Origin of the sequence: Streptomyces sp. NBC_00271 (genome assembly GCF_036178845.1) — a bacterium.
Lineage (GTDB): Bacteria > Actinomycetota > Actinomycetes > Streptomycetales > Streptomycetaceae > Streptomyces.
On the sequence record NZ_CP108070.1, the window covers coordinates 8,869,523 to 8,883,171 of the forward strand.

A 13,649-nucleotide genomic window follows, 5' to 3' on the forward strand; every position below is an offset into this window, starting at 1 on the left:
GACGGACCGTGCGGGCGCTGCTCCCAGTCCTCGAAGCCGTAGTAGTTGCCGGTGTGGAGGTGGCCGATGAAGTGCCAGCCGCCGCGTAGGTTGCTGCGGCCGATGTCGAGCATGCGGTGCTCGGGGCGCAGGCCGTGTTCGACGAGGTAGTCGAACTGCATCTGCTCGAGCGCCAGCCACCGGTCGTGGGTCTGGCTGCCGACCGCGGCCTCCGGGTTGCGGCGGGTGTCCGAAGCCATCACGGCCCGGTGGTAGCCGACGTGGTCGGGGTGCTTGAGACACAGCCACGCGTCCCGGCCAGCCCGGCGGAGGTACCGGACGACGCGGCCGGGGTGGCGCAGGGCGTAACCGGTCTTGTGGGTGAGGGCGGCGCGGTTGTGGCGCAGTTTCTTCGGCGACTTGGCGTCGACGGGCATGGCGAAGCGACCTCCGTACAGACAAAGGGGGGAATCCGGGTGAGAGGTGAGGGAGACGGTACGGCGACGACGTCAGACGCGGCGGCGCAGGAGCAGCACGGTGACGACCGTGAGCAGCACGGCCAGACCGCCGAGGATGGCGGTATCGGTCCACTGGAAGGTCCAGTAGTCACCGGCCGGGTTGGCCTCGTAGAAGCGGGCCACGTACCCGTGCGCCGTCATGCACTCCTTGAGCTGGGCACCTGACGGGAAGGGGCAGTTGAACACGGAGTCGTGGCGGCCGGAGGCTGTGATCAGGCCGTAGTTACCGGTCGACCACTTCTCGCCCATCGGCGCTTTGGGGGTGCCGCCGGCACTGACGTAGGTGCGCGGCGGGACCAGTAGCCGGGCCCAGTGTGTCCACTCCAGCAGGAGTGTCATCATCCCCGTCACCAGCAGAGTTAGGCCCATCGCTGCCAGGACCCGGCGGGCCAGCAGGCCCAGCAGTGTGCCGGCCGCCAGGCCGAACAGGGCCGCCGCGACGACGCGAGGGCCCGAGCCGCTCAGGGCCGTGTTGTCATACCAGAACAGGCCGTAGCTGCGGTCGGCGGCCGGTCGCCACCACCATGCGAACGCTCCCGCGAGCAGGCCGGACAGGACGGTCGTGGTCGCCGCGGCCAGGGCGAACCGGGAGGCGAACCACTGACCGCGGCTCAGACCCTGGGCGAGGACCAGGCGGTGTGTGCCCAGTTCCCGGTCGCGGCCCAGCAACGGGGCGCCCCAGAAGACGCCGATGACGACGGGCAGGGCGATGTTCAGCGCCCCGAGGTACTTCAGCGGTTCGACATCCAGCAGGAGGGGCAGGCCGGTGTCGGACCGCGTGCAGTACAGCGGCCCGGTGGCGCAGTGGTCGAACAGCCCGCTGCGCAGTGCGTCCAGCATGCCCGAGCGGTAGTACGCGGCGATCGCCGCGGTGAGGACCAGCGCGGCCGCACCGATGCCTGCTGGTACGCGCTGCTGGCGCCAGGCGAGCCAGAAGGAGCCCTTCACGCCGCCGCCTCCGTCCGCTCGCCCGCGGCGGGATGCCCCGGTGCCTCGTCGGCCTGGAGATAGCCGATCAGGATGTCCTCCAGCCTGGGCCGTGCTACGTGCCAGTCACCGCGCAGTGGTCCGCCTTGCCGTATCAGGGCGGTCAGTTGCCTGCCGGCGGTACGGCGCTGTACGACAGTGTGCTGTCCGACCAGGGCGTCGGCCCGGTCGGCGGGTCCGGTCAGAAGGGCGTGGCTCTCGCGCAGTGCCTCGGCGTCCTCGCTCAGCTCGGCGCGGCCGTCGCGCAGCACCAGCACCCAGTCGCAGGTCTCCTCCAGTTCGGGCAGGACGTGCGAGGACAGCACGATGCTCGTGCCGCGCTCGGCGGCCTCGGCCATGAGCTCCGCCATGATCTCGCCTCGTGCCACGGGGTCGAGGTCGGCCAACGGCTCGTCGAGCAGCAGGAGTTCGGGCCGCTTGCCCAGGGCCAGAGCAAGCGCGACGCGGGTGCGCCGCCCGGGGGACAGGTCGCCGACGCGGGCGTGGAGCGGGATGCCGCCCTCGTGGACGATCCGCTCGGCGGCCGTCCGGTCCCACGAGGAGTTCAGCTTCTCGCCCATCAGCAGGGTGTCCGCCACAGTGAAACGGGGGTAGAGCGGCTTGTCCTGGGTGAGCAGGGCGACCCGGGCGCGAGCCGCGGACGTGCCGGGCGCGGTACCCAGCACACGCAGTTCCCCCGAACCGGCTCGCAGGAGGCCGCCGGCCAGGTGCAGCAGGGTGCTCTTGCCGGCGCCGTTGCGCCCTACGAGGGCGGCGATACGACCGCCGGGTACGGTGAACTCGCAGTCCCGTAGGGCCCAGCCGCCCCGCCTCCGGTACCGGAATCCGAGTTCCGTGGCGCGCAACGCGGCCGGCGCGTCAGGCCCGGTCATGCGTCCTCCTTCTTCCGTTCCCGGTCGCCCGGGGTGTGGCTGTCATGTTCGTTGTCGTAGGCGTCCAGAACTGCTGTGACCATGGCGAGGACATCGGCCCGTTCCAGGCCTTCGGCCCGGGCGTGTGCCACCCAGTCGGTGACCTCCCGGCGCAGCGGCGAGTCGTCCTCTGTGCCGGGCCGGGCGAGTGATCGCGTCACGAAGGTTCCGAGACCGCGGCGCAGTTCGACCAGGCCGGCCTGCTCCAAGCCACGGTAGGCCCGGAGTACCGTGTTGGGGTTGATGGCGGTCGCCGCCACCACCTCCTTGGCCGTGGGCAGCTTGTCCCCGACCTTGAGGAAGCCCATCCGGAGCGCTCGCTCGGTCTGCTCGATGATCTGCACGTAGGCCGGTACGCCGCTGCCACGGTCGATCCGGTAGTCGATCACGTCGCCTTCCTCGGTTCCACCATGCTTGTGCTAATGAATTAATGGAAGCATGGTGGATGTCCGGGGCACTGTCAAACGCCTATGGCAAGCGCCACGCCCAGACGACCTATCAAGTATCAAGTGGCACCGCGCCTGTCCTTCGGACAGCGCGTGTTCAGTCTGGCGCTGTTCGCCGGTTGTCGGCGGGCTGGCGGGGTGCCATACCTGGTTTCTTCCTGGGCATCGCGGGACTCGTGATGCTGACGGCGGGGCCGTCGCGGAAGCCACCGTGCTCCCGATCCGCATCTTCGGTCCGGTCGGAGTTCCGCTGGCGTCGATCTTCATGCTGGTCATGGTGATGCCGCTCGCCTCGGTCATGCCCGCCGGCGGCGGCGTCCGCGCGGTGGACGGCATCGCCTACTTCGACCACGACGGACTGACCAGCGGCATTGTGGTGTTGTCGGTATGGATCGCCCTCTGTGTGGCGGGGCTGTTCCTGCTGACCGGATCGCCGCATCGACGCGATCCTGCATCGCGAGGTCGTGTGATCGGCGGTTGCAACAGGCCCCGGACCACGTACGACTCGATGCGCACTGTGTCCAACCCGCTCACGAGTCGTTGCTCGCCCTCGTGGAGGTCGCGGGGCGACAGCGAGCCTTCACCGCGCACGCCGCCTGGCTCTCCGGCCTCCGGCGGACCCTTCTGCTCATCAGGGGATCCGGCAGAGGCGGATATGCCCAGGCCCTGCAGGGCTCTGCCTCGTTGATGACGCCCGCCTCGGAGCACCGGCAAATTGCGGCACGGCCAGTGCCTGTGCTGTCACATGAGTGCGAAATCCCACTGCTACAGCTGTGTCACACCGTCTGGCCCTGTCTTGTCTAACAGGTGTCGAACAACAAACAGAGGGTCTGATGCGTGAAATTGTGATTGTCGGTGGCGGCTATGCAGGCTTCTACGCTGCATGGGGCCTTGAGAAGAGGCTTGGTACAGCAGAGGCGCGGATCACGGTTGTCGACCCCCGCCCTTACATGACATACCAACCGTTTCTGCCGGAGGTGACGGCCGGATCGGTCGAGGCTCGTCACGCCGCCGTGTCGCTGCGGCGGCACCTGCGCCGTGCCCGGTTGGTCGCAGGGACCGTGACCGCGATCCGCCATGCAGACCGGACGATCACGGTACGGCCTGCCAAGGGAGCTGACTACGAGCTGAGTTATGACACTCTCGTCGTCACCGCCGGCGCCGTGACCCGCACCTTCCCCATCCCGGGGCTTGCGCAGCACGCGATCGGTCTGAAGCACGTCGAAGAGGCGGTGGCCATCCGCGACCGGCTGATGACCGCGTTCGACCAGGCGGCGTCCTTGCCTCCCGGCGCCGAGCGGCGAAGGCTGCTGACCGTGACGTTCGTGGGTGGCGGGTTCTCCGGGGTCGAGGGCTTCGGAGAACTGCTGTCGCTCGCGACGGCGATGCTGAAGTCGTATCAGGAGCTGAGCAGCGACGAGCTGTCCTTCCATCTGGTCGAGGCCCGGGGCCGCATTCTGCCCGAGGTGGGGGACAAGCCGGGCGCCTGGGTGGTGCGCTCTTTGGAACGCCGTGGCGCGCACGTTCACCTCAACACACAGATCCGCTCCCTCGCCGACGGCCATGTAGTGCTTTCCAACGGGGAGGAGTTCGATTCCGCGTTGGTCGTATGGACCGCCGGCAATGCCTCCAATCCGGTCGTGCACAATCACTCGGATCTCCCGATCGACGAGCGAGGTCTGCTTGTGGTCCGGCCCGATCTGCGCGTGGGTACCGACAGCGAACTCGTTTCGGATGCATGGGCGGCCGGCGATGACGCGGCCGTTCCCGACCTGGCTTCAACGGTGCCGGGGGCTCACACGGTGCCGAACGCCCAGCACGCCGTACGGCAGGGCAGACGCCTCGCGAAGAACATCGTGGCCGACCTGCGCGGACGGCGGATCAAAAACTACCGCCACAGCAGTTTGGGGGTGGTGGCCACGTTGGGGCTGGGACGGGGCATCTTCCAGTACAAGAGGATCGTCATCAAGGGGCTTCCTGCCTGGCTGATGCACCGGGGCTATCACGTCCTGGCCGTGCCTTCATGGGAACGTAAGATCCGCGTCCTCACGGTCTGGCTCACGGCTGCGGTCTTCGGCCGAGATCTCGTCTCCCTCGCCTCCGTCCAGCATCCACGGGACGCGTTCGTCACGAGCGGCGATCCGCAGCGCCCTGGGGAGAGCCCGACGAGTGGCCACAGGGCCGCCTGAGCACGCGGGAAAGGCCGAGAGGCTGCCGGCGCCAGGCGGCAGCAGCCCGCCGGAGGGGGCGGTGAGCGGAGGCATGCCGCTCGGCAGGAGACGGAGCACGGCAACTGGGCCTGGGCTCGTGGCGCGGCGCGGCAGGTGTTTCCGACCGATCGGACAACCAGAATGGGAGCGAGCCGAGCTGCCGCGCTGACTCGTCGTCGGCTCACGGGAACGTCGCCCGCGCACGATGCGGCCACGCGTGCTGCATCGTGGGCTTCCCTTCATCCGGCAGCCGCAGGACGCCTGTCACAGGTGGACGAGCTGCTCGGTCCATTTGTTGTGAAGGCCGCACCACAACGGTGCGATCGACGGTTTCCCTATGGCTCTTCCGTGGGAAGCCGTCGCGCAAGGGAAGGATTCTCCATGAGGGCCGTTGCGATCGACGACGGTGGGCGCATGGATGCCGAGACCGCTGCGAGCGTCAGATCCCACGGACATGAGGCGGTTGTGGTTCCGGCCTCCAGCGGAGGTGACGTACTCACGGGCGAAGGTCTGGCCGAGGACTTGGGCTTTGTGATCGACGACGAGACCGCCACGGAGACGTTGTGTTGCACCACGGCGAACCTCCTTTCGACAGAGGCAGTCGCCGGTGTAAGGCACCATGTCGCTCTGCCCGTCAGGCAGTCGCGAATGCTCTTTTCGGCCATCCGTTCCACCCAGCTCTGCGAGTCCGCCGGCGACATGGCCGACGCCACCACCGAAGACAGGGCCGTCTGGGCCGCACCCGCCGACATTCGGCCGGTGTCGTACGACGAGGTTGCCACGCCTGTCGCCCGTACCGCTTGCTTCAGCCCTCTACACGGCGTCCGGCTTCGGTCCCTGCCTTCGTCCACCTACCAAGCGCTGAAGGCGTTTCTGCCTTCGCGCACCCGGGCTTACTGCCTTTCCTGTGGAGCACACCATGAACACGAGTAAGGAGGCCGCACGCGGCCTGACCGACATCGAGACCTTCCTGTACCGGCACGCTCATCTGGAAGCAGCACGGCAGCGCGTGGCGGGTTTCACCACGCGGGTGCCGGGGCTCACCCAGGAGCAGAAGGTGGATATCGCGAGCTGGTATCTCAAGGAACAGACGTACGTCGCACGCATGGTGACGGAACACCTCGCTGCAAGCATCAGCGAGGTGCAGCAGCAGCACCATGTCCGCTTCACGCGATGGCTACGAGGAACGCTCACCGCGATGATCCTGATCACTGTGGCCATGGCCCTGTGCTTCGCTGTGCTCCTGGGATCGTTGGGCTGAACTGCCGGGCGCCGCTCACTATCACCCGGAGTGCGGGCCCCTCCGCCCGCTGCGAGCGAAGCAGCAGTTCAGGGCAGTGGACCGCAGCCCGACACTCGCCTCGTCATCGATGAGTGGCCTTGGCCGACTCGGCGGACCCGAATCCCTCGTTTGTCGCCGACTCACGGCGTTCGAGTGTGCGGCGAACACCATTGATGCTTTCGCTATCGGAGTCACGGCCCAGAGCGGCGGCCATATCAAGGGCCCGTACATCGACGTCGTCGGCTGCGGCGAAGTACTCCGTGATCTGCTCGGTGAGCTGGCCGTATTTCTTCTGCCCGTCCGTGTCGTCCCCAGCCGGAGCAGGACGGTCCGCGTCCTCGCTCTTGCTCGGCGGCTTCTGCGCCCGAGGCGCAGGTGTCGTCGCGATGTTCGCGGACTTGGCGGACTCGGTGGAGGCAATCTCCGTCTGCGGGACGACGGGCTTCGGAACTTGGGTCTGCTCCGCGGCAGCCGGGGCACACATCAAGGACTCGAAGGTGCTGAGAACCCGTCGCACCGAGCCGAGATGCGCCACGACCGCAGCAAGTTCCCTTTCCGGCGGCTGCTCCTGGATCTGCAGGCGGGCCAAATCCTCTTGGAGACGTCTCGTCATAGCTGCGTGCCGCTTGGCCCGGACGCGGAAATGGGTACCCCGCCGACATGACATGCACCAGCAGCCCACAAGGGCACCGTGACGTCTGACCAGGCTCCATCGTGCTCTGCGGAAGATCCGCCACGATTGCAGTCGTGCGATGCCGCGTTCGCACGGTGCCCGTACCGAAAAGCATCACTGCCCCCAACGGTGCGTTGCGTGCTCGAGGGCCTGTCGGCCGGCGGTCGAGTCGAATCACTAGATCATGCGATGCGCCTCAGGAGCGCCCGGAGCCACTCTGGCTGTTCGGGGCTGTCCGGACGCGGTGCCCACCGCATGGCCGCCCGTGTGAGGAGCGTCCCGGTGCGACTGCCGCTCATGGTGTGTCGGGCTCCGTGTCACATTTTTCGATCCCCGCCGGTCATTGGTTCGACAGGTCAAGTGGATGAGGGAGGCGTGCGGTCTTGGACGTCCATGAGGCGGTCATGAGCAGCCGGGCGGTACGCGGATTCACCGACCGGCATGTCCCGCAGGAGGTGGTGGAGCGCGTGCTGTCCGCCGCTGACTGGGCCGGCCGGATCGAACCGCCATCCGTGGCACGTCTACGTGTCGGCCGGCTGGTCATTGGCCGAGAGTAAGAAGAGTGTCGGCGAGCAGCGCTACGGCGCAGTCGCTGTGCCACGCGAGGACATGGAGGCGTGACAGCGGGCCGTTGCCGCGAATGGGGGCTGTTTCGGCGCTCCGGCCGCCCTCGGTTCGAGGACGCCATTGTCACATTCCCTGTGGGCTAGGCTGCGAAATTCATTGCCTGTCCCAGTGCGGGGTCGATGGTCAACCGTTGGCTGTGCCGAAGGCCGCATGCCGACCCCCTGAGGCAGGTCCTGCCGCTCTGCCGGCCAGCCGAATCACTCAATTATGCGATGCGTCTACATGCCAATATGGCTCATTATGGCCTGGTTGGCGAAGAATGAATTCCATTACCTGAAGAAAAGTGCAGCTGTTGCTCAGAGTCCTGGTGTGAGCCAAGGGGCGGGCCGCGAGACCACGATGTCTCTGCCTGACCGCCATTGTCCCGACAACAGCCTGCGACATTCCTATGTGCCGGTTCGGTCGGAGGAGCGGGGCCGATTCGGATCTCTGGTTCAGACGCGATTGGACCAGTCGTGACTTTTGGTGGCCACATTTCCCGCACCACCCGAACAAGCCAAGCGGAGCCTCATGCCCGGCGCGATGTCGGCCGTGAGGAGCGCGTCGCAGGACGGATTGTCGAAGCCGCCTGGCTGCACGCGGTAGCGAAATGACCTTGCCACGCGACAGCCGTATCCGGAAAAACGAGGACCGCAGGATCATGTATCTCAAGTCGTCCCCTATCACGAGTGACCTTGACGAGGCTGTTTCTGCCTTTGTGCAGCACCGGGCGCGCCTCTTCGGGATCGCCTACCGTGTGCTCGGCAGTGTGGTCGAGGCTGAGGACGTGGTCCAGGAGGTGTGGCTGCGTTGGCAGAAGACCGACCGCTCCGTTGTGGTGAGCCCGGTGGCCTTCCTGTCGAGCGCGACGACCCGCTTGGCCATCAACGTGGCGCAGTCGGCGAGGGTGCGTCGGGAGACCTACATCGGGCCGTGGTTGCCCGAGCCTGTCGACACCAGTTTGGACCCGGAGGTGGGCGCGCAGCGGGCGGAGGCTTTGGAGTTGGCCCTGTTGCTGGTACTGGAGAAGCTGAGTCCCACTGAACGGGCCGCGTACGTCCTGCGCGAGGCGTTCGACTACTCCTATCCGGAGATTGCTGGGATCCTGCAGCTCAGCGTCGTCAACGTGCGCCAGATCGTGAGTCGTTCCCGCAAGCGTCTGTCGGGCGAGCCGCGGGCGAGTGTGGACGCGGTGGAGCATCGACGCCTGCTGGATGCCTTCGTCTCAGCGGCTCGCACCGGGGATGTGGCCTCGTTGGAAGCCGTCCTCACCCCTGACATCGTCAGCCTGTCCGACGGCAACGGTCTCCGAGGCGCCGCCCGTGTACCTGTGGTGGGCCGTGCGCGTGTGGCCAACCTGGCGACCGCCACTCCGCGGTTCTGGCGGGAGGCGGACCTGGGACTGGTCCAGGCCAATGGCCGTACGAGCGTGATGATGTACCGCGACGGCTCTCCCACCGCGATCCTGACGATCGCCGCTTCGAGGGAAGGCATACGCAAGGTGATGTGGGTGTTCAACCCGAGCAAGATCGCCGCATTTCTGGACTCCCGTGCCCGCTGCGCAACTGTTCCCGGTCTTGCATCGGCCCATGGGTGAGCCACGCTCCCCAGTTTCCTCAACCGGGCGCCGGCCGCCGCGAATTCACCACCGGAGGCCGGGTCCGGCGCGCCACGGAGGCGTTCCGATCACGCCTCCGTCGACCGGTTTGGCGGGTGGTAATCGGCAGTCGGCGAGCCCGTACAAGCCGGGGTGAGAGGCCTGTGGCGCTCAACGTCCGCCATGCTGGGGGACCGTGGCGAGCGGTAGCGACAAGGTCGTGCTGGACGGCTGTGTGGCCGACGGCCGGCATCAGCCCCCGCGGACGCAAGTCGTCCTCGGCCCGTTGGGTGCCCATGGTTGATATATGGCGGCCGTGGCCCCGGCGGTGTCGGAGTCGGGCCACAAGAGCAGCGGCATACCCCAGGCTCTGGTGCCGGTGATGATCGGTGCCGCGGTCGCCGCACAGTGGTACGGAAGTGCGATCGCCGTACGCGGATAGGCCCGGGCGAACTCCTCGGGGTCGCTCAGCCAGACCAGCCGTCGTTGACGCAGCGCCTCCCGCACCGGAACAGGACGGGACAGCGCCACCCGGGACAAGGGCGTCAGATATTCCGCCGGTAGTCCTGCGGTCACCTCCAACCGCAGCGCCTGCCCGTGGGACGCCAGCAAGAAGATCGCACCGGCGAGCACCCCCGTGTCGTGCACGGCGAACTCCAGCAGCCGGTCCAGCTTCGCCCGGCGAATCGACCCGGATGCGGTGAGGACGGACGAGGCCCGTAGGGCTGTACCGCGCCGTCTTCCCGCATGGCGCACATACCAGCACCGTACGTCCGCACCGGCCGACCCCGCGCGGGAGAACCGTCTGAGCCCGCCATCGCGGCAGCATCCCTTGTCACAGATCACAGAGTCATCTGGTCAATGGCCTGAAAAGGGACAAGTAGCGACGCGATCCCGCTCATGTCCGAGTCCGGAATTGAGAACGGTGACGAAGCACTGCGTGCCGCAGGCGTTTGCCCCGCCGCGACCTATCCGAGGACAACGACTCGATGATCAGCACTGACAAAGTGATACCCGGTAAGCAGCCGAACATCCGCGAGCCCTCGGAGTCGGCGATTGCGATGCTCGACGAGCTGGGGACGGTGGTCGGGTGGACGCGGGCCGCTGAGCGGCTGGTCGGACACTCCGCCGGCGACGTCGTGGGCCGGTCGGCCTCAGTCGTACTGCTGCACCCCGAAAAAGCGCCGACGACGGCGGAGTTCGTCGAGCAGTGCCATGCCCAGCACGGTTGGTGGGGCACGACGACGCTGCGGCACAGAGATGGTCACAGGCTCGACGTGAGCCTGCGGGTCTCGATGCTGTGGGGGCAGGGCGAATCGGTCCGGTGGCTCGTGTCCGTGACCGACATCGGCGAGGTCTCCGGGGAAGCGACGAACGGACTGCTGCGGGAGTCGCTGCTCGCTCGTGTCCCGATGGGCATCGTCGTGGGGGACCCGCAACTGCGCTGCGCCTGGGTGAACGACACGATGGAGAGCCACGACGGTATTTCCCGCGACCGACGGATCGGACGTCGATTCACCGATGTGCTGCCAGGTGTCGAGACCGAAGCGCTCGCATCAGCGATGCGACAGGCTGTCCACAGCGGGCCCACCGAGGTCCACGGCTACCGGACGCGGCTGCCGTCGAGCCCGTATCGGGAGCACACGTTCGCAGCTTCGATCTTCTGCCTCCGGGACGCCGGCGGCCTGGTGCTGGGGGTGTGCGTCATCAGCGTCGACGTCACCGAGAGCCGGCGGGCGCGCGATCGCCTGGCCATACTCAGCGAGAGCAGTATCCGCCTCGGCAGCAGCCTGGACGTGATGCAGACCAGCCAGGACCTGGCCGACCTGGCCGTGCCTCTGCTCGCCGACTACGTCGCCGTCGACCTTGAGCAGTCGGTCCCGGGTGGCGAAGGGCCCCCGGTTCACATCGGCTTCACAGGCGAGCGCCTCCCTGTTTTCAGGCGCACAGGTCTGGCATCGATTCATCATGGGGTCCCGGAGTCCCCGTGGGTGCACGGTGAGGTGGTCCCCTGGCCGCCCGCCTCGCCCTTCACCGACGTCCTGAGCTCCGGGAGGCCCCACCTTGAGCCGGTCCTGGACACCGCTCCGGGTACATGGATCGACCGTGACCCCGCGCGGGCGCAGAAGATCCACGAGAACGGCATGCACTCCCTGATGGTCATTCCTATCCGGGTGCGGCGTGCCCTGCTGGGCATGGTGCTGTTCATCCGCACCGCAGACCAGGGGCCGTTCCAGGAGGTCGATGTGCTCCTCGCCGAGGAACTCGTCAGCCGCGCCGCGCTGGCGTTGGACAACGCGCGCCAGTACGCCCGCGAGCACACCGCTGCCCTCGCCCTCCAACGGAACCTGCTCCCGCGCCGTTTGAAGGGCGGCGCGGCCGTTGAGACGGCGTCTCGTTACCTCCCCGCTGACATCGATCACGGTGTCGGGGGTGACTGGTTCGATGTGATCCCGCTGTCCGGCGCGCGGGTGGCACTCGTCGTCGGTGATGTGGTCGGACACGGGATCAACGCCGCCGCGACCATGGGCCGGCTCCGCACCGCCGTGCGCACGCTCGCCGACATGGAGCTGCCCCCCGACGAACTGCTGACCCACCTCGACGACACGGTCCAGCGGCTGGCCGAGGAGGACACCGACGCCCCGGAGCAGTACCCCCGGGCTGTGGGGGCCACCTGTCTGTACGCGGTCTACGACCCGGTCACCCGCCGGTGCACCATGGCACGGGCCGGGCACCCCCCGCCCGCGATCATCGACCCGCAGGGGCGGGTCACCTTCCCCGACCTGCCCAGCGGAACCCCACTGGGTATCGGGCTGGGAGTCCCCTTCGAGGCCGTAGAGCTGGAACTGCCCGAGGGAAGTCTCCTCGGCCTGTACACCGACGGCCTCATCGAGACCCGCGACCACGACATCGACGTGGGAATGCACCGCCTCGGCACCGCTCTGGCGCAACCGAGCCGCTCCCTGGAAGAACTCTGCAGTCGCGCGATGGAGACCTTCCCGGGGCAGGCACCCTCCGACGACGCCTCGCTGCTCCTTGTCCGGACCCGTACGCTCAGCCCCACCCAGGTGGCCTCCTGGGTGCTGCCCAGCGACCAGACCGCTGCCCGCATCGCCCGGCACATGGCAGCCCGACAGCTGACCGAATGGGGCCTGGGAGGTCTTGAGGACGCCACGAAGCTGATCGTCAGCGAACTGGTCACCAACGCCGTCCGCCACGGCAGCGGCCAGATCACTCTGCGCCTGATCCGGCACCAGGTCCTGACCTGCCAGGTGTTCGACACGAGCGCCTGCCCCCCACGTCTGCTCAGCGCACGCACCCATGACGAGAATGGCCGCGGTCTCTTCCTGGTCGCCCAGTTGTCCCGCAGATGGGGTTTCCGCACCGTATCGGGTGGCAAGGTGGTCTGGGCCGAGGCAGATCTGGCCCCCGCATCAGCACACGCACAGGCCCTTGGGATACCACCCATGTCCAAGCAGCGACCCGTCCTCGGCTCCGCGTCGCCCGCGACACCCGCAGACCCTGGTGTCGTCCCGGGACGCGGTCCCGAGCCCTGGTAATGCGCTTGCCGGTGTCCACTCGTGTCCAGGAGAGACGAGGTGGCGGATCGCCTTCCGTGCGATGTGTGTTCTCCATACCGCGGGCTCCTGGTTTGTGAGGGCCGCCGACAGGGGGCAGGGTGGTCTTTGAGCTCTGTGCGTGAGGCAGCAGGCGCACGGCCCGCCGCAGATGCGGTACACCAGCCCACGAGCGGTGCTGGACCGTCCGTTCCGGGCAGGCCTACGGAGGTGTAGCAGCGTCGGCAGAGGACCCAGCGAACGAGACCGCCGAACAGGGCAGCGAGTCGACGTTCGGCCCCAGGATGCTGGCGGACGTCGAGCCACCCTTCATTCCCGAGGGAGCTTCGGGGATGACCGTCTTCGTCGAGTGGGAGCCCGGACACACGGGATCGCCGCCGCACCGCCACTCGGGGCCGTGTTTCGGCTACGTCCTCGAAGGAGCGGTCCGGTGGGAGCTTGAGGGTGAGCCGGAACGCGTGATCAAGGCCGGCGAGACGTTCTGGGAGCCGGGCGGTGAGGTGATCCACTACCAGAACGGCAACGCCTCGTCGGACGTGCCGGCCAAGTACATCGTGTTCATGATGTGCGCCCCGGGTCAGCCGATGCTCACCCTGGTCGAGGAGCAGGAGCTGACGGAGCGGGCCCATTTGCGCGCCTCGCGCCCCACCGACTGACCTGCCAGCTCCAGCAGCGCCGCCGATGTCCTGTACGGCACGCTGACAGCGCTATTCGCGGCGGCAGCCATGCACGCACTGCGACACGGCGCCGTGTCACGAAGTCCGCGACGGCACGCAAGACCCCGCCGGACCAGAGTTCGTCCCCCGCAGCTGGCGGCCGTCGTTCGGCGCCGCCAGGTACTCCTTGCCCGTACGCACGTCGT

The 13,649-nt window shown here is 67.7% G+C and carries 12 protein-coding genes and 1 pseudogene; 7 read left to right on the forward strand and 6 right to left on the reverse strand.

The features are described 5' to 3' along the window. Positions 1–29 precede the first annotated feature (29 nt). From OG798_RS40045 to OG798_RS40060, 4 genes and pseudogenes are all read right to left on the reverse strand, one after another. A pseudogene (locus OG798_RS40045) lies at positions 30–416 on the reverse strand (methyltransferase); the annotation flags it as partial. Positions 417–488: 72 nt separating this feature from the next. Further along, on the reverse strand, positions 489–1,445 hold the full coding sequence (locus OG798_RS40050; protein WP_267063165.1) for a transporter: 957 nt from the start codon (positions 1,443–1,445) through the stop codon (positions 489–491). After that, positions 1,442–2,356, reverse strand: coding sequence for an ABC transporter ATP-binding protein (locus OG798_RS40055; RefSeq protein WP_328758598.1), 915 nt, complete (start codon positions 2,354–2,356; stop codon positions 1,442–1,444). The genes OG798_RS40050 and OG798_RS40055 overlap by 4 nt, the downstream gene beginning before the upstream one ends. After that, positions 2,353–2,784: a GntR family transcriptional regulator gene (locus OG798_RS40060; protein ID WP_328758599.1), complete on the reverse strand. Its 432-nt coding sequence runs from the start codon at positions 2,782–2,784 to the stop codon at positions 2,353–2,355. Before OG798_RS40060 ends, OG798_RS40055 begins: the two co-directional genes overlap by 4 nt. A gap of 890 nt (positions 2,785–3,674) precedes the next feature. On the opposite strand from OG798_RS40060, the gene OG798_RS40065 reads away from it, so the two are divergent. The 3 genes from OG798_RS40065 to OG798_RS40075 all read left to right on the forward strand — a co-directional run bounded on the left by OG798_RS40065 (position 3,675) and on the right by OG798_RS40075 (position 6,312). Beyond that, positions 3,675–5,030, forward strand: a complete 1,356-nt coding sequence (locus tag OG798_RS40065) for an NAD(P)/FAD-dependent oxidoreductase (protein ID WP_328758600.1) — start codon at positions 3,675–3,677, stop codon at positions 5,028–5,030. A gap of 402 nt (positions 5,031–5,432) precedes the next feature. Next, on the forward strand, positions 5,433–5,984 hold the full coding sequence (locus OG798_RS40070; RefSeq protein ID WP_328758601.1) for a hypothetical protein: 552 nt from the start codon (positions 5,433–5,435) through the stop codon (positions 5,982–5,984). After that, entirely contained in the window at positions 5,971–6,312 is a 342-nt protein-coding gene (locus tag OG798_RS40075; RefSeq protein WP_097224397.1) for a hypothetical protein, read from the forward strand. Before OG798_RS40070 ends, OG798_RS40075 begins: the two co-directional genes overlap by 14 nt. A gap of 103 nt (positions 6,313–6,415) precedes the next feature. Here the strand turns inward: OG798_RS40075 and OG798_RS40080 are convergent, their stop codons facing one another. Further along, positions 6,416–6,946, reverse strand: coding sequence for a hypothetical protein (locus OG798_RS40080; RefSeq protein WP_328758602.1), 531 nt, complete (start codon positions 6,944–6,946; stop codon positions 6,416–6,418). 443 nt (positions 6,947–7,389) lie between these two features. Between OG798_RS40080 and OG798_RS40085 the strand changes: the two genes are divergently transcribed. Both OG798_RS40085 and OG798_RS40090 read left to right on the forward strand, forming a co-directional pair. Further along, positions 7,390–7,563: a hypothetical protein gene (locus tag OG798_RS40085; RefSeq protein WP_328758603.1), complete on the forward strand. Its 174-nt coding sequence runs from the start codon at positions 7,390–7,392 to the stop codon at positions 7,561–7,563. Between the two features lie 710 nt (positions 7,564–8,273). Continuing rightward, a complete protein-coding gene (locus OG798_RS40090) occupies positions 8,274–9,209 on the forward strand; it encodes an RNA polymerase sigma-70 factor (protein ID WP_267063940.1) in 936 nt (311 codons plus the stop codon). 252 nt (positions 9,210–9,461) lie between these two features. On the opposite strand, the gene OG798_RS40095 is transcribed toward OG798_RS40090, so the two are convergent. Further along, a complete protein-coding gene (locus OG798_RS40095; protein ID WP_328758604.1) occupies positions 9,462–9,965 on the reverse strand; it encodes a hypothetical protein in 504 nt (167 codons plus the stop codon). A gap of 233 nt (positions 9,966–10,198) precedes the next feature. On the opposite strand from OG798_RS40095, the gene OG798_RS40100 reads away from it, so the two are divergent. Together OG798_RS40100 and OG798_RS40105 are read left to right on the forward strand one after the other, a co-directional pair. Beyond that, positions 10,199–12,769, forward strand: coding sequence for a SpoIIE family protein phosphatase (locus OG798_RS40100; RefSeq protein WP_328758605.1), 2,571 nt, complete (start codon positions 10,199–10,201; stop codon positions 12,767–12,769). 302 nt (positions 12,770–13,071) lie between these two features. Then, positions 13,072–13,443 (forward strand): cupin domain-containing protein, encoded by a 372-nt coding sequence (locus OG798_RS40105; RefSeq protein WP_328758606.1) that lies wholly within the window; start codon positions 13,072–13,074, stop codon positions 13,441–13,443. Positions 13,444–13,649: the final 206 nt, after the last annotated feature.

What these genes read in the sequence shown, in the direction of transcription:
- OG798_RS40055 (WP_328758598.1), bottom strand. Translation starts at nt 2,356, where the DNA reads ATGACCGGGCCTGACGCGCCGGCCGCGTTGCGCGCCACGGAACTCGGA.
- OG798_RS40065 (WP_328758600.1), top strand. Translation starts at nt 3,675, where the DNA reads ATGCGTGAAATTGTGATTGTCGGTGGCGGCTATGCAGGCTTCTACGCT.
- OG798_RS40105 (WP_328758606.1), top strand. Translation starts at nt 13,072, where the DNA reads ATGCTGGCGGACGTCGAGCCACCCTTCATTCCCGAGGGAGCTTCGGGG.
- OG798_RS40080 (WP_328758602.1), bottom strand. Translation starts at nt 6,946, where the DNA reads ATGACGAGACGTCTCCAAGAGGATTTGGCCCGCCTGCAGATCCAGGAG.
- OG798_RS40075 (WP_097224397.1), top strand. Translation starts at nt 5,971, where the DNA reads ATGAACACGAGTAAGGAGGCCGCACGCGGCCTGACCGACATCGAGACC.
- OG798_RS40090 (WP_267063940.1), top strand. Translation starts at nt 8,274, where the DNA reads ATGTATCTCAAGTCGTCCCCTATCACGAGTGACCTTGACGAGGCTGTT.
- OG798_RS40100 (WP_328758605.1), top strand. Translation starts at nt 10,199, where the DNA reads ATGATCAGCACTGACAAAGTGATACCCGGTAAGCAGCCGAACATCCGC.
- OG798_RS40070 (WP_328758601.1), top strand. Translation starts at nt 5,433, where the DNA reads ATGAGGGCCGTTGCGATCGACGACGGTGGGCGCATGGATGCCGAGACC.